This is a genomic window from Selenomonas sp. oral taxon 478 (genome assembly GCF_001189555.1).
Lineage (GTDB): Bacteria > Bacillota > Negativicutes > Selenomonadales > Selenomonadaceae > Centipeda > Centipeda felix.
The window spans coordinates 726,699-747,410 of the sequence record NZ_CP012071.1; the positions used below are offsets into that span (position 1 = coordinate 726,699).

Genomic DNA, 20,712 nt, shown 5'->3' on the forward strand with positions numbered 1-20,712 from the left:
ATCAATTATAAGCGCCCCCTGAGAAAGTCGCAAGTACATTATCAGCGCACCCAATATGTCCGCACAATTTTTCATTGACAGTATGGATAAAATTTTATATTCTAAGGATAAGTTTCATTCTCATTTATTTTGTTATTACTCTAAAAACAAGAAAGGACGTCTCCTTGCGCCCCAAAGATCTGCTTAGCTCCCCATTGACGCTCTCCCTTCTGCTCGCACTCGTCGCTGTCTGCGCCATCTCGGCGGGCAGTGTTGCCGTGCCGCTCCACGATACGATCGACATTATTGTGGCCAAGCTCATGGGGAGCACGCCCGCTGCCGATCCCGCCATGACGGATATTATCTGGACGCTGCGCGTGCCGCGCGTTTTACTGGCGATGACGGCAGGGGCGGGTCTCGCGCTCGCGGGGGTTGTCATGCAGGCGAGTGTTCAAAATCCGCTCGCCGAGCCGTTCATCCTCGGCATTGCCTCGGGTGCGTCCGTCGGGGCGACGCTCGCCATCCTGATCGGCTCAGCGGCGATCCCGTTCGGTGTGCCGGGCTGCGCCTTCCTCGGTGCGATTCTCGCAACGCTCGCCGTGCTCATGCTGGCGGGCATTCATCGACGCGTCTCAACGGTAAAGCTCGTGCTCGCAGGTGCAGCAATCAGTGCGCTCTGCGTGGCGGCGACGAATTTCATCGTCTACATGTCCGCCGATGCGGAGGGCATGCAGTCTGCCGCGTTCTGGACGATGGGCAGTCTCGCGGACGCAAAATGGCATAGTCTCTTCCTGCCCGTCCTCATCGTCACTGCACTCGCGGTCTATTTTCTCTCCCAACTGCGCACGCTCGATGTGCTCCTGCTCGGCGAGGAACTGGCGGTGACGCTCGGCATCGACGCGAGCGCAAAACGGCGTCTTTATATGGGGCTGCTCGCGCTGCTGACGGGCGTTCTCGTCGCGACGTGCGGCATCATCGGCTTTGTCGGGCTTGTCGTCCCGCATCTCGTGCGCTCCTTTACGGGGGCATCCCACCGCCGTCTGCTCCCTGCCGCCCTGCTGTTCGGTGCGATCTTCCTCGTCGTCGCCGATCTGCTTGCGCGCACCCTACTGCCGGCAGGCGACCTGCCCATCGGCATCATTACGGCACTCATCGGCGCCCCTCTCTTTATGAAGCTCCTCTTCGGCAGTGGCGGGAATTTCGGAGGATCACGATGAAAAACATCCACATCGAGCATCTTCATTTCCATATCGGTGAAAAGGCCATCCTGCACGACATCACCGCCGATCTTCCCGCCGACCGCTTCGTCGCTCTCCTCGGCCCAAACGGCTGCGGCAAGTCCACCCTGCTCAAGCATCTCTACCGCGTCCACCGCATACAGGAAGGACAGATCCTGATGGACGGCACGCCCATCGCGGAGATTCCGCTGCGCGCAGCGGCACAGGAGATCGGTGTCATGGGGCAGTTCCACAGTGTTGATTTTGACTTCACGGTCGAAGAGATCGCCCTCATGGGACGTGCCCCCTATAAGGAGAGCTTTGAGGAGGACACGGCGGCAGACCGTGCGCTTGTCCATGCGGCACTTGAGCGCGTCGGCATGGCGGATGCGGCGCAGCGCAGTTTCAACGAGCTCTCGGGCGGTGAACAGCAGCGCGTCATGCTCGCGCGCTGTCTCGTACAGGAGCCCCAGCTGCTCATCCTTGACGAGCCGACGAATCATCTCGACATCAAGTATCAGCTGCATATCCTCGACCTAGTCAAGGGTCTCGGCATCGGCGTCATTGCCGCGCTCCACGATCTCAACCTCGCGGCGATGTATGCCGATCTCCTCGTCGTCATGAAAGCGGGGCGGATTGAGCGCATCGGAGCGCCGAGAGACATCATCACCGAGGAAATGCTCGCGCACATCTACAGCGTGCGCGCAAACATCGGCTATGATGCGGCGGGGCTGCCGCTCGTCGACTACCGCACGGAGCAGACGCTATGAGCGGGCTACAGGCAAGGGGCCGGACGCTCCGCCGCCTCTCTCGTATGCTGCGTCTCCTGCCCCTGATTGCCTGCAGCGTCCTCGTTCTCTCGCTCGCAGCAACCGATGGGCGCGGCACAGGCGCGCGGGAGATCCCCACCGCGCGCGGTATTTCCTGCACCACGACGGACAGCGACGGGCGAACGACGACGTTCCTCCTCCCCCATCCGCCGGAGCGCGTACTCATCTCCTATCCCGGTGCGACAGAGCTGCTCATCGACCTCGGACTGCAGGATCGCATCATCGGCACCATCGCCCCCTATGGTACGGAGCCGCCCGCCTACGCAGCGGCGTATGCGGCGCTGCCGATTCTCGCTGCGCCCTATGTACCGAGCCGTGAGGAGGTCGTAGCGCTCCGCCCCGATCTCCTCATCGGGTGGTCGCATCACTTCACCCCGGAGGCGCTGGGCGACGTATACGCCTATATCGACCGCGGCGTCGGAGCATACATCGTCCCCGCCACGGTGCGCAGGGGACATCCGACGCTGGAGGAGACGGTCTATCCGTTCATCGAAGATATGGGGCATATCTTCGGCGTGGAGGGTCGTGCGGCGGCATATACGAATGGCCTAAAGGAGCGTGTCGCTGCCGTAGAGATGCGGACACAGGCACGCGGGCGGCGATATACCGCCATGATTTTGCAGGCACACGGCAACAGTCTCTACAGCATGTACGGTCCTGCCTACATCATTGATGACATCGCACGCAAAGCAGGCGCCGACAACATCGTCGACCGTCAGATGCGCGCCGTCGGTCCCGAGCGCGTCCTGGGCTTTGCCCCCGATGTGATCATTTATGTCAATCCGAAGAACGTTCCCCCAGAGGAGGCGCGTGTGGAGCTGCGTGCCGATCCGAACCTCCAACACATGAAGGCGGTGCGCGAGAACCGCATCGTCATTGTCAATTTTTCCGATGTCAACAATGGAAACGGGCGCTGCATCACCGCGCTTGAAGATATAGAGGCAGGGCTGGACGCCCTCAGGGATGAATCAGAAAGGATAAAAAGATGAGGAAATCTATACTTAGCGGACTCGTCGCGGGTGCGCTCACTGTCGGCATGAGCTACGCTGCTCCCGTCCACGCTGAGGAGGCGGCAGACGGCGGTACACAGGCCTACCAGACCGAGGCCATCGTCGTCACCGCGGGCCGCAGCGAGACCGCCATCAGCGACGTGCCGGCAGACGTCACGCTGATCTCAAGACAGCAGATCGAGCGCGGCAACTACAAGAGCGTCTCCGATGCGCTGAAGGGTGCGAACATCAACGTCGTGCAGAAGGGCTTTGCCGCCTATCCCGTGATCAACGGGGACTCGCGCGTCCTCGTCATGGTCGACGGCAAGAAGGTCAACTGGGATCATCTCGTTGTCAGTGGGGACACGAACGCCGTCGACGTGGATCAGATCGCCATCGGCGACGTGGACCGCATCGAGATCGTACGCGGGCCGAACTCTTCGCTCTACGGTGAGCGCGCCGTCTCGGGCGTCATCAACATCATTACAAAGCGCCCAACGGCAGGGAAGCCCTCCGGCAGTTTCAACCTGCAGCTTGGCTCGTGGGGCGAAAAGCGCGCGGGGGTGAACGTCAGCGGCGGCGATGGGAAGAACAGCATCAAGGTCGGCATCGCACACGAACGCCGGAACGACTTCCAGTACAAGAATGCCTACGGCGAGAAACGCACCTTCCAGAACAGCGACATCAAGCGCACGGACTACAACGTCGGATTTGACCGCATCATTGGCAATGACCGCCTGCGCCTTGAGTTCAGCCGGCATGAGGCAGACGACGGCTATGGTGTTCTTCTGAGCAACCCACGAACAGGTGCATCCATGTATCGAGGACGCACGAACACCGTCGATACGGGCTATGGTGTCACCTATATGTTCGGCTCGGAGAAAGAGGGCGAGGGCACGTTCCTGCGCTTCTATCGGAACGAGTCAACATCGGATGGCGGATTTAACTCCCAGTACGATCACCACCTGCGCCGTAACTCCTTTGAGGGGCAAAAACTATGGATGCTCGGCGACAAGAACATGCTCATCGGCGGTTTCCTCTGGGCGCAGGAAAAAATCCACGAGATGAGCGGCTACGTCCCGATGGATGCATCTGCTGTCACAAAGGCGCTCTTCCTGGAGGACGATTGGCAGCTCGGACGCGGCTATGCGCTAAAGCTCGGCTCGCGCCTGGAGCATCACAACGACTTCGGCACGGATGTCACCTCGCACATCAGCCTCAACAAGAAGTTTGACCGAAAAACTCATGCCTATATCTCCTTCGGGCAGGCCGTCAACAATCCCTCGCTCAAGATGCGCTATGCAAGAACGCCCTACTGGATTGGGAATCCCGACCTCAAGCAGGAGCGCTCGCATACCTTTACCATCGGTGCGGATAGTCAGATCACGCGCAAGTGGAGCGTCTCGGGCAGCATCTACTGGAGCAAGGTAAAGGACGCACTCCGCTGGGTGCCAAATCCGATTCCCAGCAATCCCGGCCGCTACGTGAATATCCAGACCGAGGATCGCCGCGGGCTCGAACTCAGCACGCGTTACCGCGCTGACGACCGTTGGACCGTCCGTGCAGCATACAGCTATGCACATGTCGACTCCACCGATCCCGCCAAGGACTTTCTTCGGACGAATACACGCCCGAATGGCTACAACCTTGGGCTCTCCTACACGCAGGGCAAATGGGATGCGGATCTTGACCTCAACTATGTGACGGGGCGCAGCACGGTGCACTATACTGACTCTCGCTATCTGACGCTCGACCTCGGCGTGAACTATCATGTAACGAAGGATTTCAAGGTCTACTTGAAGGGTGTCAACCTCACCGATGAATCGTATGAATCCATGGGTGCAACACCGTCTATTTGGTCGCCTTTGGGCGGTTATGCGGCACCGAGTCGCCACTTCATCCTCGGCGGAACGTACAACTTCTGATTTGGGATCACACACAAAAACGGAGCAGGCAATCGTCTGCTCCGTTTTTGCTTCCCTATAACGAATCTATGTGCTATAATGAATCCAGCGACTGGTGAATGTCGGTTTACTCCCTTTGTGGGGATGATGTGCGTGACGCTTTTTGAAAGGCTGTCACTTTTGATTGCGGCAATAACGCTCGTAGGAACGGCGTGTCTCATCATGGAGATGCGCCGTTTTTGATTCTGCTGCATGAGCGCATTGCATTTCGCCCCTGCTTTCGGTAGAATGTGAACGAGGGAGGATCTATCATGCTGAAAAAATTATTCTTGCCGAGCCTCGTGCTCGTGCCGCTCCTGTTCCTACACCCGTACGGACAAGTTCAGGCAGAACAGCCCCTTCCCAAAACGACGTCAGTCCAGCCGGTTCCCGAGGATGCGGTCGGCCGCTCAAGATTTTCATCGGCGACAGAATACCTGAGATTCCGTGACCAGGGCTCCGCCCTCACGATGTCAGTACCGCTCATTAATGGTCCGTTTTATATCTATAGGCTCAAAGGCGGCATTACCCTATTTGTCAACGACAACTTTTTAAATGGCGATGTGCCGCTGCGCCTTACAGCGCTGCTCACGCATATGCCTGCTCCTGCAGGAAAGGCACAGACGACAGCCGAACCTTTCAAAGACGACGCTGACCGCACCATCCTCTCTTACCAGACATCGCCCCTCATGCGCAATGTCAAGATCCTCAGCAACGAAGCACTGAAACAGAATGGCTCTCCCGCACGGCGCCTGACGATGAGCGTATTCACACACGAGAGAGATACCATTGTCGAAATCCTGTGGATTGGCGATTCATCGGGAGCATGGCTCGTTCAATTTGACTGCAACGCTGATGATACGAATACGGTCGATCTCCTTCCTCGCCTCCTCTCCTCTGTGAGCGTCGGCGAAGATACAGAAAAATAACCCCCATCTATGGATACTGGATATCGAGAGGAGAACAATGATGGACTCCATCGAAAAACTTCGCACCATCCTCAGTGCCAGCCGCCGCGCGGTCTTCTTCGGCGGGGCGGGCATGTCCACGGAGTCGGGGATCCCCGACTTTCGCAGCGCAGGCGGGATATACAGCGAGACACTGCATCAGGAGTTCAGTCCCGAGCAGATGGCGTCGCACAGTTTCCTCATGGCGCATCCCGCTGAGTTCTTTGACTTCTATCGGCGGCGCTTTGTCTACCTCGCAGCGGAGCCGAATCCGGGGCACTATGCACTCGCAGAGCTCGAGCGACGCGGACATCTCGCGGCGGTGGTGACACAGAACATCGACGGGCTCCATCAGGCTGCTGGCTCCAAGATCGTCTACGAGCTGCACGGCTCGATCCGCCGTGCGCACTGCATGGACTGCGGATCACACTACACGCTCGACTACATCCTCCACCATCGCCCCATCCCGCACTGCAGCTGCGGGGGCATGGTTCGTCCCGATGTGGTCTTATACGAGGAGAGTCTCGACAATGACACCATCGAGGGCGCGGTCACTGTGATCCGCACGGCGGACACGCTCATCATCGGCGGCACGTCGCTCATTGTCTATCCCGCAGCGGGGCTGATCGACTACTTCCGCGGCGAACATCTCGTCCTCATCAACAAGAGCGAGACACGTGCAGACCGCCGTGCCGAGCTCGTCATCCGCGCGCCAATCGGCGAAGCGCTCCATGCGGCACTGCCCGAACCGCGCTGATCCGCCCCTGCACACAGCAATACAGACACAGAACGAGGTGCACCCATGTCCATCAAAACAATCTATGCACTGACCATCTGCGCCGTACTCCTGTTCATGCCGACCGTCTCGGCACAGACGGAAAACGTTGGCGATGAGGTGCTCTTTTTTACGGGCGAGGGCACAGAAGACGTTCCCCCGTCATGGGGACTGCGCGACAATGTGCTCAAGGATCGGGGGCATGCACTGTACATCAGCCTGCCGTTTGATGTAAGAAGACCTTTTCGCAGGTATAGAGATTCCGATGAATATTTTCTCACCAGCAAGAATGAACACATCGCTTTTGCCCTCTTCCACCGCCTCTACGAGCCTCCTTCGTCAAATGACGCCCCCCTCTCCCGCCCATCCCAAGAGGAGATCATCGAAAAAGCACTGGATCGCCTCACCGAAAATGATACAGCAAATTGGACCGTTTTGCGCCGTGAATCATTACGACTGGGCAGCACTCCTGTCAAACGTGTTTCCGTCATGTATCCCTATCTGTTTCAAAGCGGGGAGTGGCATATTTTTAAGATGGAATATCTCTTCGTTTGTACCGACACAGAGGATTGGGTTGTCATGTTTGAATACAGAGCCGATGACCGCGAGATCACTGATGATATGCTCGACGCCATGTTCTCATCCGTTCGTTGGCGCATGATCGATACAAAGTAAGCCTCGTCTACCCACGCCCCCGCCGCACATTCTGGAGCAATATCCCGCCCATGATGAGCACGAGGGCGAGGAGCGCCGCCCCCGTCATGCGCTCGCCGAGGGTAAGGGCGGAGACAACGAGTGAGAGCAGCGGCACGGCGTAGGCGAGATTCGCGACGGCGGCGGAGTTCGCTGCCTGCTGGAGCGCCATCGCCCACCAGAGATAGCCCACGGCATCGATGAAGATCCCGAGCCAGAGAAGCCCGCCCCACTGCATCCACGAGAGCGTGACCCACTCCTCCATGATGAGCGTCACGGGCAGCGAGCACAGCGCCGTCACGCCCCACGCCACGACCATCATCACGGTCTGATCGATGTTCCGCCGCTTGTTCAGCACGCAGAAAAGGCCATAGCAGACCGCCGCGAGGATACAGGCGATCATCCCCATGACAGCGTTGCCCTCCGCGTGCCCCTCGCTGCCGAGCGTGAGCGCCACGACCCCCGAGAACGAGAGGAAGAGGGCGGCGGCAGTGCGAACGGTGATCCGCTCCCCGAGGAGGAACGCCGCAAAGAGGACGATCATCATCGGCCAGAGGAAATTGAGGATGCACGCCTCCTGCGAGGTGAGCTGCGAAAGCCCGTAGTAGTAGAGCCCCGAGTAGAGGAAGATCCCGAGAAAGCCCAGCCCCGCCATCGCCGCATAACCGCGCACATCGTAGGCGCGGAACACGCGTCCGCCGTCACGCACGAGCTGCATGACGATGAGAAAGAGACTGCCCGCGAGGCTGCTCACAAAGAGTGCCTCATACGTCGGGATCGCCGTGAGGAGGCTCTTCACCAGTGCCGCCGTCGTCGACCACATGAGGACTGCGCTGACGGCATAGAAATAGACACGCCCCTGCATCATCACTGCTCCTTTACGTACGCAATCTGTGCTTTCCTACTTCTCCCTCTGCCCCTTTCATCCCTTCTTCTATTATGACAAAATATGTGAACTTCTCACAGGAAAGAAAAAAGGCTTCCGATCTCTCGGAAGCCTCTGCGTTTCAAATGGAGCTGATTATAGGACTTGAACCTACGACCTGCTCATTACGAATGAGCTGCTCTACCAACTGAGCTAAATCAGCATACCGCCTCACAGGCGATAGTGGAATTATACCCGAGCCGCGCGCTCCTGTCAACCCCGCAGCAAATATTTTTTCACAGTGGGAATCATCTGCGGCTAATCCCCGTTTCACTTCACTTTAAGGATTATTTGGAACAATACGAGGTAGTTTATGGACAGCATCTCGGGGCATCTCATGCCCATCAAGGAGTGAACTGCATGATCGGACATATTCTGCGCGCCCTCTGCTGCGCGCTGTTTCTCCTCACCGCTGCGAGTACGGCACTCGCCGCCCCGCAGACCATCGAGGCGGAGGGCGTCTACACCGTCGGTGACAACGACTCGCCAAAGATTGCCCGTGACGCTGCACGGCAGGAGGCGATGCGCTCTGCGACAGAGCAGGCGGGCGTCTACGTCGAGAGCTATACGGAGACGCAGAACCTCACCCTCACGAAGGATGAGGTGCGCATGGTCGCAGGCACGGTGCTGCGCGTCCTGCACGAGGACGTAACCCCCGAACTGCTCGGCGACGTATGGCGTTACCGCGTGCATCTCGTCTGCGAGGTCGACACGTCCAAGGTCGATCTCGCCGCCCTCGCCCAGAACAAGGCGGAGCTGGCACGCCTCCAGAAGGAACGCGACGAGCTGAAGCGGCAGAACGACGAGCTCCTCGCACGCTACGAGCAGGCACGCGGCACAGAAAAGGCGGAGATCGGCGCACAGCTCGAGGAGAGCTACAAGCTTGGCCGCATCTTTGACGACGCGGCATCCATGATCCAGCGCGGTGACGAGCAGCACGCCATCGCCGACCTCTCCCTCCTCATCGAGGATCCCGCCGTCACAGGGAATGCGCGTGCGTATGCGTTCTACCTGCGCGGGCGCGCCTACTACGAGCTCCGCAGCGACCGTCTCGCACTCAGTGACTTCGACGCGGCCGACCGCACACCGCACACGAACACGCCCTATCCCATCTGGCAGCTGCACCGCTACCGCGGACAGATCTACTTTGACATGGGACGCTACGACGATGCGGCCGCAGAGCTGCGCACTGCGTGGGACGCCTCCGACAAGACAGACGACGAGCTCTGGATGAAACTGCGCCGTGCCGAGCACAAGGCGGAGCAGGAGGCACGCCACGCCAAGCGCGGTGACGGCGGCGCGCGGGGCGGCATCGACTGGACGCGCGTCATCACCGAGGTCATCCGCGGCGCAATGCAGCAGGAACGTACAACAGAGTAACAGTGCACCGTAATCTTTCTTGACAGAGACTTTCATCTATCATATACTTTTTATAATGAAGGTTTTATGTAAAGGAGGATTCCCATGCTGCACCCATTTTTGCGGCGCGTATGCGCTGCCCTCACCCTCTGCACCCTGCTCACGGCGCCTGCCGTGCTTCTCATGGGCTGCGGCGAACACAAGGCGGAATCCCCCGCAGCTGCACAGCAGACACCTGCGCACAGCATAGACGAACGCAGGGCGGCACTCACCCCATACATGGAGGCGACGACCTCCTACAACAGCACGATGCTTACCCTGAGCCTTGCTGTCTCGACCACCATCAAAGATCTGCGGCAGGGAAAGCACCTGACGAGGATCACGCTCCCGCCGCTCTCAAAACTCCGCCGTGAGCTCGACGCGGCGCACGCTGCGCCCGGCGGCACGGGCGTCTATCCCGACGTCGATGCGGCGACAGAGGAACTGCGCAGCACGCTGGAGGAGCTCGCCCCGCTCGCCGACCAAATGGAGAACTACTACGCCGCCGGGGCGTACACGACGGACGGCTACGCGCAGGCAGACGAAATGACGGCACAGTTTCTCCCGCTCTATGACCGATTCATCTCAGCCTACGACCGGCTGGATGCCATCGTCACCGACCACTACAAGGAGATGCGGCTCGCCCAGATCGACGCGATGCACAGCGACGGCAGAGAGAACGCCGCCACCTTCCTCGAGCTGCGCACGAAGGCACGCGAGCTCGTGCGCATGCTGCGCAGCGGCGGACACGATCCGGAAGCCACCGAGGAAAAAATCCGTGAGATCAACACCCTCATCGAGAAACTCCCCGCCGGCACTGGCTACCTCGTGACCTACAAGAACGGCATCAACAGCCTCGTCACGGCCGTCCGTGCGTATAATGCGGGTCCTCCCGACCCGAACAAACTCAGCAACGTTGTCGAAGAGTTCAACCGTCTCGCCGCCACGGGCAACAACGTCGATGTGAATGCGCTCGACGCGAAAAAGAAATAGCGCACAACATAAATCTGCCCCTCCCAGTTCACGGCAGGAGGTTTTTGCGTGCCGATCAACATAATCTCGTCCCATACACGATTCCCCCATGACACACAACGAAGATCCACGGATGAAAGGCACGTAATGTTTGACAGAAATTATCACCTGGGTTATACTTGTTGTGACTATTTATCTTATATTCAGATATTTTCAAGAAGGAGGCTCCTCATGATCTGTTCCACGATCCGACGTACCCTCTCCATCCTCACCGCGTGCAGCCTGCTCGCCGCCCCTGCCGTACTATTCACGGGCTGCGGCAGCAGCAACGACAGCGCCGCATCACAGCAGACCACAGCAAGCAACGCACAGTCGCGCGAGACGGCACTCAACCCCTACCTCGAGGCAACGAACGACTACAACCACAACATCGTCACATTTAACTTTTCCATCGCCCCGTCCCTCGACAGTCTCCGCAAAGGAGAGCACAAGGAGCACATCTCCCTGCCGAATTTTGAAAATCTGAAAACCGCCCTTGAGGCGGCACGTTCCGACCCGAAAGTCGCAGGTGTCTACCCCGACATCGATGCAGCGGCAGATGACCTGCTCGCCGTCCTGAAGGATCTCGAGCCGCTCGCCGCAAAGCTGAAGGGCTACTACTCCGCCAAGACCTATATGACCGACAACTACGCGCAGTCGGACGAGATGGTCGCACAGTTCTTCCCGCTCTATGACAAATTCGACGCTGCCTACGACAAATTCGACGCCGTCGTCACCGACCGCTACAAGGAACTCCGCCTCGCCCAGATCGATGCTCTGCGCAGCGAGGGCAAGGAGAACGCAGCCGCCTTCCTCGAGCTGAACGGCAAGACACGAGAGCTCGTCGAGATGATCAGCGGCGAGCAGGTCGACAAGAACGCCGCCGAGGCGAAGATCGGCGAGATCAGTGCCCTCCTCGAAAAACTCCCCTCCGGCACTGGCTTTCTCTCCTCCTACAAGAACAAGGTCAACAGCTTCATCGGTCAGGTGCGTGAGTACACCGCCGGAAGCCCCGACCCGAAGAAGTTCAACAACGTCATCGAGGAGTTTAACAGCCTCTCCTCCACCAGCAGCAACGTCGACATCAACGAACTCGACGGAAAGAAGAAATAAAGGAAATACTTCCGAAACACGAATCCCCCGCAGACACTCTGCGGGGGATTTTCAGCAGGAACGAGGAACGCCACCATGACAAGAGCAGCAGGCCAAGAGTACATAACAACCGCCATCGGTATAAAGTACCGCGTGGAGAAATCATCGGACTTTGAGTACGCAGCAACCGCCATCGGCGAGGAATGCTTCCTCTTCGGCGTGGACGTATTTGCTCACGAATGGACGGACACACGCAAATGCATCCGTGTCCATGACCCGCTCTACGGGCAGCCCTACACCATGAACATATACGAAATCACCGTGGACGGCAGCGTTCACCGCTTCGCCGCCGGCGAATTCTCCAACAACGTGTGGGGCTTCTGGCTGCCAAAGGACCGCGCCCGCCCGGACGGACACGACAGCGCACGCATCCCGCCGGATGAGAGCAACGCGTCGCACACAAAGGGGCAAGAGGAAAGATCGTCATGAGATAAACACGATATGCGCCCCAGCAAATACGAACCAGCAAAAAAGCACCTACCATAACAGTAGGTGCCGACATTCAGTTTTGTGATGGGTCGCCCTGTCCCCTCATTTCAAGACGGGGACAAGGGCACGCATACGCAGACATACAAGGCCTCCACAATGAATGCCTCCCATCACGCGCACGAGCGCATCAAAGAAAACGGTCGTCCGCACAACTCGCGAGAGACTCCACTATTGTTGGCGGCACAGCCATTATGCATCACTGCAAAAACGAGCAGGGAAAGTGGAGCTGACCCTTGCTCATCCATTCTTTGACATGCTCAGAATAACATAATTCGCACATCCGAGCAACAACATTCGTCCCCTAGCATGGACGGATGCGACTACCAAGGAAATATTTGCAATGAGTAATTATGAAGATTGTTTTTCCTTCTGTGTGGAAAATGGACAGCGACTCCTTGAATTGAAAATCGTCTGTTCTCAGCGGCCCCCTGCAATTTGCGCCCAAGTATATCAGATGGGCAATAATGACTACAGGATATACTGGAACGTAGGGCTGACCTCTATCGACTACTTTCACAAAATAGTGGATTACTACTCCCCAAGAATGGGAGATGCTCTATCCAAAATGAAAATAAACAAAGCTGTCACAATGGCAGAACATGATAACGGTTTTATTCGCTACGTGAAGCAGTTTACTCCGGTAAACGAGAAGGTACTGAAAGAACACGATATGTCACTTATCAACGCCGTCATAAACGCAGATTGGGAATCACCTTTCGTTGATCGTATTATTGGGCTGGATGGGCATAGATACTATCTAAAAATTGATGGTCGTGTGCCCAGAGAATACGAGGTGAGCCCTATTATCCCTCCCAATATGTCAGAAATATTCCCTTTGATCAAATTTATTGTTGACGAAGTCGTCCAAATCAAAGAAAAAGACCGGATATTCTATATGCCAAGCGGAACGGTGCAATCCTCCATCACAGGAGAGAATCTGCAGCCACTGGATGTCCCGCCATGGATGAATAACGATAACTAAAAGGAACTCATCTCCTTTAGAGAAGAACGTTTCGCACATCCGAGCAACAGCATTTCTCTCCTAGCATGGACGGATGCGACGCACCTTCCCCGCGTCGAATTGCACAATCAAGTACCACGATGGGGGGCTTCACGCCATCCATCTTCCCGCTGATTCCTGCACCTATACGCCAATCCCCCCCTTGTATCACATCTGTATTTGATATATACTAAACATATCGATTGTGGGAAATCCCACCAATAGAGATGGAGGAAAAACATGCAAGCTGTAATCAAAGGTCGCTATCAGGCACATCTGGATGCAAAGAAGCGCCTGACATTGCGTGGTGCAAAATATGACTATTATGAAGTTCAGGAATACGATAACGGCATCATTCTTTTAGAGCCGCGTGAATTGATACGCCCAGCTGAAATATCGAAACGAACGCTTCAGATGATGGATGAATCGATTCGCAGTCTGAATGCAGGAAAAGTCTCTGAACCGATTGATCTCTCCGAGATTTGAGTATGGATTTTTCGATTCATATGGGCGTCCCTGAAATGCTTGACCTCTGGATGCGTCTGCACCAAGAGAGCAGCGATGGGCGTATTTCAAAAGCTGATGCCAACCTCTATAAAAAATGGGGCAAAGCCTTAAAACTTCTTTCTGGTGATCCGTTCTATCCGAGTCTCCATACACATGAAATTCCGGATTTAACCAGACGATACGGGCGAAAGGTCTGGCAGTCTTATCTGGAGAATCGAACCCGTCGCGCCATGCGAATGTATTGGGTATATGGGCCTGGGCAGAAAGATATCACCATCATCGGATTGGAGCCCCATCCAGAGGATAAGAAAAACGGTGCGTACGACAAGATCGCACTGTCAAGACTGGAACCACTCGAATAAAGAGTGATTCGCAGCAATATATGACTTTGAGCAGTTCAAAAAACGCCGGCTGTTTCTGAAATCCGTCGTTGACATATATGTGGTTGTGGCAGGTCTTGAAAACAAAATAGTGAATGAGTGCCGTGCGAATCAGTGAATCGAGTGGGTCCTCTGCGTTCATATACGTCTCAAGCGCAGACATCGCCGCATTCATATCCTGCACGCGTGTTCATACCGCTCCCCTCCCATACAAACGGAAATTTCTATGCCCATTATACCTTTTATATTTCCGTTGTTCAACAGAAACAGAAACACCGCTCCGATGGAGCGCTATATTTCGGCATCCAGCAGATCATTTTGTGTGGAACTCGCTCTCTCGATATGCTATCATAAAAGAAACGAATAAAAGGAGGTGAGCCGTATGGCGGGAGTTACTGTACCGGTTCATGCGCCTGTGATCGACTGGATTGTACAAAACATCCATGAAGATCAGGTCGCCCCTGATGTGCTCGACCAACTGAATGCATGGAAAACCGGAGAAAAGCAGCCCACGCTGAAACAGTTGGAAGCGATGAGCAAAAAAACACGCATTCCATTCGGCTACTTCCTTTTGCAAACGCCGCCAGAGGAGGATATTGCACTTGCCGAATATCGCACGGTTGGGGGAAAAAAACGTCAAAAGCCAAGCCGTGAGCTCATTGATATTCTGGATCAAATGACAGCAATTCAGGACTGGATGCGGGATGACCTCAAACGGGAACAAGTGGATGTTCTTCCCTTTGTCGGGAGTTGCAGCCTCCACGATTCCGTAACCGAGATTGCACAACGAATACGAGATGCCCTTGCACTCAGAACGAACTGGTACAGAAAAGGATCTTCCGCAGAGGCCAATTTCAATCGTATCCGAAATATGCTCACGCAGCACGGTGTTCTTGTATTTACAGGCGGCAAGATCGGAGCGAATACACATAGAACGCTTGATATAAGAGAGTTTCGTGCCTTTACGCTTGTCGATGCGTACGCACCGCTCATCTTTATAAACACAACAGACACAGCAAACGGGCGTCTCTTCTCTCTCCTGCACGAAACGGTTCATGTATGGCTCGGCGAAAACAGCCTGTTCAATAATTCCGAATGGACGGATGAGCGCGTGAGCCTACTCGAGCAAAAGTGCAATGCTGTTGCGGCAGAGCTTCTTGTCCCCGCAGCAGAATTTCCTAATGTATGGGAGTCGTCCATTCCTGTTGAAGATATGATAGAGCGGGTCGCGCGTCATTTCCGATGCAGCGAAGCCGTGATCCTGCGGCGCGCCTATGAGATGAAAAGAATACCACGGGATGTATATGTGCGTATGCTTGCATTGCAAAAAGAACAATGGGAGCAAATAAAAGCGCACAAGAAAAAGACCGGCGGCGGTGATTTTTACAAAACATTGCTCTCGAACCTCGATCACCGTTTTCTCGCCGCCCTTGAACGGAGCGTGATTCAGGGGAACACACAGGATACGGATGCCTACCGACTGACAGCGACCAATCGTAGAACCTACAGCGGCGCACTTGAGCGGATGGGAGGCGGTTGAGTTGAGCGAAAAATACCTCATCGATGCCAATAGTCTGATACGTCCTGCCCGCGCATACTATCCGTTTGATTTTGCCCCATCTTTTTGGCAGCAGCTGCGTCCAAAAATTTCACTGGATAAAATAGCCGTTCTGGATAAGGTACGGGATGAGCTTCTAAAGGGAACGGACGAACTCTCTGCGTGGATAAGAGACCTTCCAAACGAGTGTATTTTGTCGACGCAAGATACGCAGATCCTTCAAAAATACAGAGATGTTCTGAGCTTTATTCAGCAAAGCGATAAATATAGTGAGGCAGCGCTTCGTCGTTGGTCACAGTTGGATATTGCCGATCCGTGGCTGATTGCCGCCGCCAAAGTATATGGCTATACGCTCCTGAGTTTCGAGCAGTCGGCTGGGACAATACCGGAAGGAAGCCGTTCAAAGAATCCAAAACTTCCCGATGTTGCACGTCATTTCCAAGTACCATACACATCCTTATTTGATATGATGCGACAAGAACACTTTCGCCTATGACAATACCCCTGCACCGTTTCAGTGCAGGGGTATTTTGTGTCAATTTATGGTCAATAGCTTGGATACAGCCCGTCCCAGACGACGCGGCGGTAGTTCGTGCGGTCGGTGTCGCCCTCGGTGGAGATACAGAGGATGCGGGAGTCCTTCGTGAGGCCGATGGCGTCGCGCAGGTAGTCAAGGCTGCGGTTCTGCATGAGCTCGGCGACGAGTCCCGTGGTGACGGCGCCGCTCTCGCCCGAGACGACGCGCAGGTCGTCATCCAGCGGGTTGCCGAGAATGCGCATGCCCTTCGCCGCGACCCACTCGGGGACGGAGACGAAGTGATCGGCGTAGTCCCGCAGGATGTCCCATGCGAGGGGATTCGGCTCGCCGCACGAGAGCCCCGCCATGATGGAGTTGATCTCCCCCGTCACGATGTGCGATTCCCCGTCGTTCGCCGCCGCCGTCCGATAGATGCAGTCGGCGCGGTTCGGCTCGACGATGGTGATGACGGGACGCTCCGCCCCATAGTGCGCGGCAAAGTATCCCGTGATCGCCCCCGGCAGTGACCCGACACCTGCCTGCAAAAAGATATGCGTTGGCATCTCAGCGTACTGCTCCATTGCCTCATGGGCAAGCGTCGAATAGCCCTGCATGATCCACTGCGGCCGCTCCGTGTAGCCGCCGAACGCCGTGTCCTGCATGAGCACCCAACCCTTTTCCTGCGCCATCTGCGAGGCATAGCGCACGGTGTCGTCATAGTTGTAGGTGGTGAACGACGCCTCTGCGCCGAGTCCGCGTATGTTTGCCAGACGCTCGGGCGAGCCGCCCTTCGGCATAAAGACATGCGCAAAAATCCCGAACAGCTTCGCCGCCCACGCAATACCGCGCCCGTGGTTGCCGTCCGTCGCCGTGACGAGGGTGACGCCGCGCAGCCGCTCGCGGTTCTCCGGTGCGCGCAGGCGCTCATAGGTCATCTCCTCCTCAGGGATGCCCAGATACTGCGCGAGATAGCGCGCGACGGCGTAGCTCGTACCGAGCCCCTTGAACGCGTTCAGCCCGAACCGCTTGCTCTCATCCTTCACGGCGACACGCGCCAGTCCGAGCGACCGTGCGAGATGCCTGAGGTCGGCGAGCGGCGTCGGCTCGTACGTCGGCAGCGTCCGATGAAATGCCTCCACACGCGCCGCTGCCTCTGCGCTGTAGGGCGTGATATCTGCCTGCGGCGCTGCATCATGCGTGAGATGTGCCGCCTTGATTGATTCATTCATACGATTTTCTCCTCCGTCCGTTGAAGTAGTTCTGTATTTTCCTTATTATAACATATTTTTCCGCGCTGATGATACGAATCATGTTCGCCATATTTATTCTCTGTATTTAGAATATTATGCTTGACGTCTCATCTTAGTATCATATATAATGAGAAAGGTTCTTATTATTTATGCAAATTGATGCAGCAAACGTCACGGACACCATCCACGATGGGAAACATAGACGGGCGGTGCCGATTCGCATGATCCGAAAAGGAGGATTTTCCGATGAAGAAAACTCTGGTGTCCGCACTCGCAGCGGCTCTCGTCGTGGGAGCGGCAGGAACGACGTTCGCGGCGGCGAATCCGTTCAGTGATGTGCCGCGCGACCACTGGGCGTACGATGCCGTAACGCAGCTCGCCAATGACGGCGTGGTTGAGGGCTACGGCGACGGGACGTTCCGCGGCGACCGCAACATCACGCGCTACGAGATGGCACAGATGGTCGCCAAGGCGATGGCAAAGGGCGACCTATCCGCCTCCGACCGCGCACTCGTTGATCGCCTCGCCGCCGAGTTCGCCGACGAGCTGAACAATCTCGGCGTGCGCGTATCGAACCTCGAGCGCAACGCCGACATGGTGAAGTGGAACGGCAAAGTTGAGTATACCTACACGAGCGACCGCACGGAAGTATCGCGTACGCCCTCAGGAGCGACAAAAGTCAACGACAACAACCTGCTGTTCCGTCTTGAGCCGTCTGCCGAGATCAACAGCCACTGGCACGTCAATGCACGCCTCGATGCCTCGATAAAGGTGAACAAGGACGCGGGCGAAGAGGACAACGACAAGGTAACGCTCCAGCGTGCATGGGCAGAGGGCGTCTATGACAATTTCAACGTCAAGCTCGGTAAGCTGGAGCTGCTCTCGGCAGAGGCGTATGCCAAGCCGGGTGCGATCATCCTCGACCGTGAGTTCTCGGGCGCGGAGGTAAACTTTGGCAAGGATCTGCGTGTCAAGCTGCAGGCAGGACGCGTGGGCAGTGACGAGTTCCAGTATGACAAGGCGGCAAACTATCAGGGCGTGGAGCTCCAGTACAACGGACGCCTGACGGCAGGGCTCGGCTACTACCGCTTCAATGCGGAAGATTTCCAAGCGATGCTCAAGAACAACAAGAAGACGATGCAGATTTTCGGGGTGAACCTCGCCTATCGCTTCGACAAGAACAATTTCCTCTCGGGCGCCTACGCATACAGCAAGGATTTCATGATGGGGAATATGCCCGACAAATCCTATCAGATCGCATACGAGTATAAGGGTGCAGAGCCCGAGGATCGCGGCTCGTGGGGCGCATACGTCGCCTATCGCCAGATCGCAGGTGCCTCCTATGAACCGACGACGGATGGCGCGATGGAAGGGGTAAGAGGTGTCGAGATCGGTGCCGACTACACGCTGCTGCCGAACGTCGTGCTCTCCGCGAAGTACTTCCGCGGCAAGGATCTCTATGCACGCTATCTTGGCTCGGATAAGGACAGGGCATCGAAGCTCTTCGGCCGCGTCGAGTTCTTCTTCTGATTCCCCTATTTTCACACACAGATACCGCAGATTTCGGTCTGCGGTATTTTTGTACACATACATATTGTTGACGCACGCAAAAGCGTACGGTATAATGAACGCATGGAAAGGAGGAGCGTATATGACTGCGATCAACGCCACTGCGGCACGTCGGAATCTCTATCAGCTCATTTCTGAGGTAAACGAGAACCGCAGCCCTGTCATCATCACAAACACACGCGGTAAGAACGCGGTTCTGCTCTCCGAGGAGGACTGGAACGCTGTACAGGAAACGCTCTATCTGAACGCCATCCCCGGCATGACCGCGAGCATTCTCGCCGCTGACCACGAGCCGCTCGATGCCTGTGCGACGTATGACCCAGACGAGGCGTGGTGATGTACCTCATTAAGTTCAGCAAACAGGCGGAAAAGGATAAGCCGCGCCTCAAAGCTGCAGGACTTGAGACAAAGGCAAAGGCCCTGCTGAATCTCATGCAGGACAACCCATTCCAGAACCCGCCGCCCTACGAAAAACTCGTCGGCAATCTGAGCAGGAATCTTTCGCGGCGCATCAACATCCAACATCGACTGGTATATGCTGTGCTGGAAAACATCGAGGGCTATGCTGCGCCGACAGGAGAGCTCTACGATGGCATCATTCTCGTCAAACGGATGTGGACGCATTACGAATAGACAAAGGAGGAATCACCATGCAGATCACATACGAAGTCGAACGCAGCCGCAGCGCGGCGTATGACGGAGCCTCCTGCATCGGCTATGCCGTCATCGAGGAGAGGGGCGGCCGCTGGGTCATCCCGCACACGGAGGTCGATCCCGCCTATGGGGGGCAGGGCATCGCCCGCCGTCTGATCGAGGAGATCATCGCGGCGGCACGCCGTGAAGGCAGGAAGATCGTCCCCGTCTGCTCCTACGCCGCGAAGATGATGCTGCAGAGAAAGGACGCCTATCGGGACGTCCTAGAGTAGCACTGATAAATTCAGCACTACCATCTTGACACATCTTTTTTGTCCGCACTTCGGCGAAAAATCTACGCCAATTTGACGAACTTCATTTTATCAGCAACTCCCTAGAAAGTGATGTACCACATGAATAAAAAAGATCTTGTCGCGCAGATTTCTGCCGCGATGGAGGAGTTTCTCCGCGCACATCCCCGGGAGAGATTTTACGCGCTGGCGTTTGACTGCAATACAGAGTATGCGGAGTTTCTTGTCGGGATGAACACAGAGGAGGCGTTCCAAAAGACGCTGAGGGAATACCAAGAGGGTGGCGCGAGCGATCGCACGGATGCGTCTGCCGCCGCGAATCTGCGCTATAACCCCGGCGACTGGACGTATACGGATATCGCAGAGGCAGAACTGTTCGACGAGGATGAACTCATCGCGCGCTATCAGGACAACATGGAGAAGCAATGCGCCGATATGCGCCGACTGTGCGAGGAGATTTTAGCGGATTTCCGCCAAACAGATACGTTCCAAAACATACCGAAAACAGAGGATTTTGTCTCATACTGCATCGACCACGATGAGAATCCTGCCGATGCGTTGGCTCGCCCCCGCTGAATTGACGGACACTGTCCGCATCCGTACGCAAACATCTCTCCAGAATACTGGGACAGTTATCTC

23 protein-coding genes and 1 tRNA gene are annotated in these 20,712 nt (G+C 56.3%); 21 read left to right on the top strand and 3 right to left on the bottom strand.

The genetic code is table 11. The annotated features are described in order from the left end of the window. The first annotated feature begins 164 nt into the window (after positions 1 to 164). From ADJ74_RS03460 to ADJ74_RS03490, 7 genes are all read left to right on the top strand, one after another. The gene (locus tag ADJ74_RS03460; RefSeq protein ID WP_050341902.1) at positions 165 to 1,196 is read left to right on the top strand and encodes an iron ABC transporter permease; all 1,032 of its coding nucleotides are present in this window, start codon (positions 165 to 167) and stop codon (positions 1,194 to 1,196) included. Next, positions 1,193 to 1,966 (top strand): ABC transporter ATP-binding protein, encoded by a 774-nt coding sequence (locus ADJ74_RS03465; protein WP_050341904.1) that lies wholly within the window; start codon positions 1,193 to 1,195, stop codon positions 1,964 to 1,966. The genes ADJ74_RS03460 and ADJ74_RS03465 overlap by 4 nt, the downstream gene beginning before the upstream one ends. Further along, positions 1,963 to 3,015, top strand: a complete 1,053-nt coding sequence (locus tag ADJ74_RS03470) for an ABC transporter substrate-binding protein (protein WP_050341905.1) — start codon at positions 1,963 to 1,965, stop codon at positions 3,013 to 3,015. Before ADJ74_RS03465 ends, ADJ74_RS03470 begins: the two co-directional genes overlap by 4 nt. Then, on the top strand, positions 3,012 to 4,940 hold the full coding sequence (locus ADJ74_RS03475; RefSeq protein ID WP_050341908.1) for a TonB-dependent siderophore receptor: 1,929 nt from the start codon (positions 3,012 to 3,014) through the stop codon (positions 4,938 to 4,940). Before ADJ74_RS03470 ends, ADJ74_RS03475 begins: the two co-directional genes overlap by 4 nt. A 290-nt stretch (positions 4,941 to 5,230) precedes the next feature. Further along, complete coding sequence (locus tag ADJ74_RS03480) at positions 5,231 to 5,887, top strand: hypothetical protein (RefSeq protein ID WP_050341910.1); 657 nt, start codon at positions 5,231 to 5,233, stop codon at positions 5,885 to 5,887. Positions 5,888 to 5,927: 40 nt separating this feature from the next. Next, positions 5,928 to 6,662, top strand: a complete 735-nt coding sequence (locus tag ADJ74_RS03485) for an NAD-dependent protein deacylase (protein ID WP_050341913.1) — start codon at positions 5,928 to 5,930, stop codon at positions 6,660 to 6,662. 45 nt (positions 6,663 to 6,707) lie between these two features. Then, a complete protein-coding gene (locus ADJ74_RS03490; RefSeq protein ID WP_050341915.1) occupies positions 6,708 to 7,355 on the top strand; it encodes a hypothetical protein in 648 nt (215 codons plus the stop codon). Positions 7,356 to 7,362: 7 nt separating this feature from the next. On the opposite strand, the gene ADJ74_RS03495 is transcribed toward ADJ74_RS03490, so the two are convergent. Both ADJ74_RS03495 and ADJ74_RS03500 read right to left on the bottom strand, forming a co-directional pair. Continuing rightward, complete coding sequence (locus ADJ74_RS03495; RefSeq protein WP_050341916.1) at positions 7,363 to 8,241, bottom strand: DMT family transporter; 879 nt, start codon at positions 8,239 to 8,241, stop codon at positions 7,363 to 7,365. 144 nt (positions 8,242 to 8,385) lie between these two features. Continuing rightward, a tRNA-Thr gene (locus ADJ74_RS03500) sits at positions 8,386 to 8,461 on the bottom strand. Between the two features lie 197 nt (positions 8,462 to 8,658). On the opposite strand from ADJ74_RS03500, the gene ADJ74_RS03505 reads away from it, so the two are divergent. From ADJ74_RS03505 to ADJ74_RS03545, 9 genes are all read left to right on the top strand, one after another. Then, a complete protein-coding gene (locus ADJ74_RS03505; RefSeq protein WP_050341918.1) occupies positions 8,659 to 9,678 on the top strand; it encodes a hypothetical protein in 1,020 nt (339 codons plus the stop codon). A gap of 84 nt (positions 9,679 to 9,762) precedes the next feature. Continuing rightward, the gene (locus ADJ74_RS03510) at positions 9,763 to 10,689 is read left to right on the top strand and encodes a DUF3829 domain-containing protein (protein ID WP_050341920.1); all 927 of its coding nucleotides are present in this window, start codon (positions 9,763 to 9,765) and stop codon (positions 10,687 to 10,689) included. Between the two features lie 210 nt (positions 10,690 to 10,899). Further along, positions 10,900 to 11,820 (top strand): DUF3829 domain-containing protein, encoded by a 921-nt coding sequence (locus ADJ74_RS03515; RefSeq protein ID WP_050341922.1) that lies wholly within the window; start codon positions 10,900 to 10,902, stop codon positions 11,818 to 11,820. Between the two features lie 75 nt (positions 11,821 to 11,895). Further along, the gene (locus ADJ74_RS03520) at positions 11,896 to 12,288 is read left to right on the top strand and encodes a hypothetical protein (RefSeq protein WP_050341924.1); all 393 of its coding nucleotides are present in this window, start codon (positions 11,896 to 11,898) and stop codon (positions 12,286 to 12,288) included. A gap of 400 nt (positions 12,289 to 12,688) precedes the next feature. Then, a complete protein-coding gene (locus tag ADJ74_RS03525; RefSeq protein ID WP_253271716.1) occupies positions 12,689 to 13,330 on the top strand; it encodes a hypothetical protein in 642 nt (213 codons plus the stop codon). A 258-nt stretch (positions 13,331 to 13,588) separates the two neighbouring features. Then, on the top strand, positions 13,589 to 13,834 hold the full coding sequence (locus ADJ74_RS03530) for a hypothetical protein (RefSeq protein WP_050341926.1): 246 nt from the start codon (positions 13,589 to 13,591) through the stop codon (positions 13,832 to 13,834). 2 nt (positions 13,835 to 13,836) lie between these two features. Continuing rightward, positions 13,837 to 14,217, top strand: coding sequence for a hypothetical protein (locus ADJ74_RS03535; protein WP_050341928.1), 381 nt, complete (start codon positions 13,837 to 13,839; stop codon positions 14,215 to 14,217). Between the two features lie 400 nt (positions 14,218 to 14,617). Further along, positions 14,618 to 15,775 carry an ImmA/IrrE family metallo-endopeptidase gene (locus ADJ74_RS03540; protein ID WP_050341929.1) on the top strand — a complete coding sequence of 386 codons (1,158 nt, stop codon included), beginning with the start codon at positions 14,618 to 14,620 and terminating at the stop codon, positions 15,773 to 15,775. 1 nt (position 15,776) lies between these two features. Next, positions 15,777 to 16,289 (top strand): DUF4411 family protein, encoded by a 513-nt coding sequence (locus ADJ74_RS03545; RefSeq protein WP_253271717.1) that lies wholly within the window; start codon positions 15,777 to 15,779, stop codon positions 16,287 to 16,289. 50 nt (positions 16,290 to 16,339) lie between these two features. On the opposite strand, the gene dpaL is transcribed toward ADJ74_RS03545, so the two are convergent. Continuing rightward, positions 16,340 to 17,539, bottom strand: a complete 1,200-nt coding sequence (dpaL, locus tag ADJ74_RS03550; protein WP_050341933.1) for a diaminopropionate ammonia-lyase — start codon at positions 17,537 to 17,539, stop codon at positions 16,340 to 16,342. A gap of 267 nt (positions 17,540 to 17,806) precedes the next feature. On the opposite strand from dpaL, the gene ADJ74_RS03555 reads away from it, so the two are divergent. The 5 genes from ADJ74_RS03555 (at position 17,807) to ADJ74_RS03575 (ending at position 20,649) form a co-directional block, all read left to right on the top strand. After that, positions 17,807 to 19,090 (top strand): S-layer homology domain-containing protein, encoded by a 1,284-nt coding sequence (locus ADJ74_RS03555; protein WP_050341934.1) that lies wholly within the window; start codon positions 17,807 to 17,809, stop codon positions 19,088 to 19,090. Between the two features lie 121 nt (positions 19,091 to 19,211). Further along, entirely contained in the window at positions 19,212 to 19,466 is a 255-nt protein-coding gene (locus tag ADJ74_RS03560) for a type II toxin-antitoxin system Phd/YefM family antitoxin (protein ID WP_050341936.1), read from the top strand. Continuing rightward, positions 19,466 to 19,762, top strand: a complete 297-nt coding sequence (locus tag ADJ74_RS03565) for a Txe/YoeB family addiction module toxin (protein ID WP_050341938.1) — start codon at positions 19,466 to 19,468, stop codon at positions 19,760 to 19,762. Before ADJ74_RS03560 ends, ADJ74_RS03565 begins: the two co-directional genes overlap by 1 nt. A 17-nt stretch (positions 19,763 to 19,779) precedes the next feature. Then, complete coding sequence (locus ADJ74_RS03570; protein WP_050341939.1) at positions 19,780 to 20,055, top strand: GNAT family N-acetyltransferase; 276 nt, start codon at positions 19,780 to 19,782, stop codon at positions 20,053 to 20,055. A 120-nt stretch (positions 20,056 to 20,175) separates the two neighbouring features. Then, the gene (locus tag ADJ74_RS03575) at positions 20,176 to 20,649 is read left to right on the top strand and encodes a DUF4303 domain-containing protein (RefSeq protein ID WP_253271718.1); all 474 of its coding nucleotides are present in this window, start codon (positions 20,176 to 20,178) and stop codon (positions 20,647 to 20,649) included. The last annotated feature ends 63 nt before the right edge of the window (positions 20,650 to 20,712 follow it).

Coding starts and splice junctions, on each gene's coding strand:
- ADJ74_RS03575 (WP_253271718.1), top strand. CDS start 20,176: ATGAATAAAAAAGATCTTGTCGCGCAGATTTCTGCCGCGATGGAGGAG.
- ADJ74_RS03515 (WP_050341922.1), top strand. CDS start 10,900: ATGATCTGTTCCACGATCCGACGTACCCTCTCCATCCTCACCGCGTGC.
- ADJ74_RS03520 (WP_050341924.1), top strand. CDS start 11,896: ATGACAAGAGCAGCAGGCCAAGAGTACATAACAACCGCCATCGGTATA.
- ADJ74_RS03560 (WP_050341936.1), top strand. CDS start 19,212: ATGACTGCGATCAACGCCACTGCGGCACGTCGGAATCTCTATCAGCTC.
- ADJ74_RS03490 (WP_050341915.1), top strand. CDS start 6,708: ATGTCCATCAAAACAATCTATGCACTGACCATCTGCGCCGTACTCCTG.
- ADJ74_RS03475 (WP_050341908.1), top strand. CDS start 3,012: ATGAGGAAATCTATACTTAGCGGACTCGTCGCGGGTGCGCTCACTGTC.
- ADJ74_RS03555 (WP_050341934.1), top strand. CDS start 17,807: ATGAAGAAAACTCTGGTGTCCGCACTCGCAGCGGCTCTCGTCGTGGGA.
- ADJ74_RS03530 (WP_050341926.1), top strand. CDS start 13,589: ATGCAAGCTGTAATCAAAGGTCGCTATCAGGCACATCTGGATGCAAAG.
- ADJ74_RS03505 (WP_050341918.1), top strand. CDS start 8,659: ATGATCGGACATATTCTGCGCGCCCTCTGCTGCGCGCTGTTTCTCCTC.
- dpaL (WP_050341933.1), bottom strand. CDS start 17,539: ATGAATGAATCAATCAAGGCGGCACATCTCACGCATGATGCAGCGCCG.
- ADJ74_RS03570 (WP_050341939.1), top strand. CDS start 19,780: ATGCAGATCACATACGAAGTCGAACGCAGCCGCAGCGCGGCGTATGAC.
- ADJ74_RS03480 (WP_050341910.1), top strand. CDS start 5,231: ATGCTGAAAAAATTATTCTTGCCGAGCCTCGTGCTCGTGCCGCTCCTG.
- ADJ74_RS03465 (WP_050341904.1), top strand. CDS start 1,193: ATGAAAAACATCCACATCGAGCATCTTCATTTCCATATCGGTGAAAAG.
- ADJ74_RS03535 (WP_050341928.1), top strand. CDS start 13,837: ATGGATTTTTCGATTCATATGGGCGTCCCTGAAATGCTTGACCTCTGG.
- ADJ74_RS03470 (WP_050341905.1), top strand. CDS start 1,963: ATGAGCGGGCTACAGGCAAGGGGCCGGACGCTCCGCCGCCTCTCTCGT.
- ADJ74_RS03510 (WP_050341920.1), top strand. CDS start 9,763: ATGCTGCACCCATTTTTGCGGCGCGTATGCGCTGCCCTCACCCTCTGC.
- ADJ74_RS03485 (WP_050341913.1), top strand. CDS start 5,928: ATGGACTCCATCGAAAAACTTCGCACCATCCTCAGTGCCAGCCGCCGC.
- ADJ74_RS03525 (WP_253271716.1), top strand. CDS start 12,689: ATGAGTAATTATGAAGATTGTTTTTCCTTCTGTGTGGAAAATGGACAG.
- ADJ74_RS03495 (WP_050341916.1), bottom strand. CDS start 8,241: ATGATGCAGGGGCGTGTCTATTTCTATGCCGTCAGCGCAGTCCTCATG.
- ADJ74_RS03540 (WP_050341929.1), top strand. CDS start 14,618: ATGGCGGGAGTTACTGTACCGGTTCATGCGCCTGTGATCGACTGGATT.
- ADJ74_RS03565 (WP_050341938.1), top strand. CDS start 19,466: ATGTACCTCATTAAGTTCAGCAAACAGGCGGAAAAGGATAAGCCGCGC.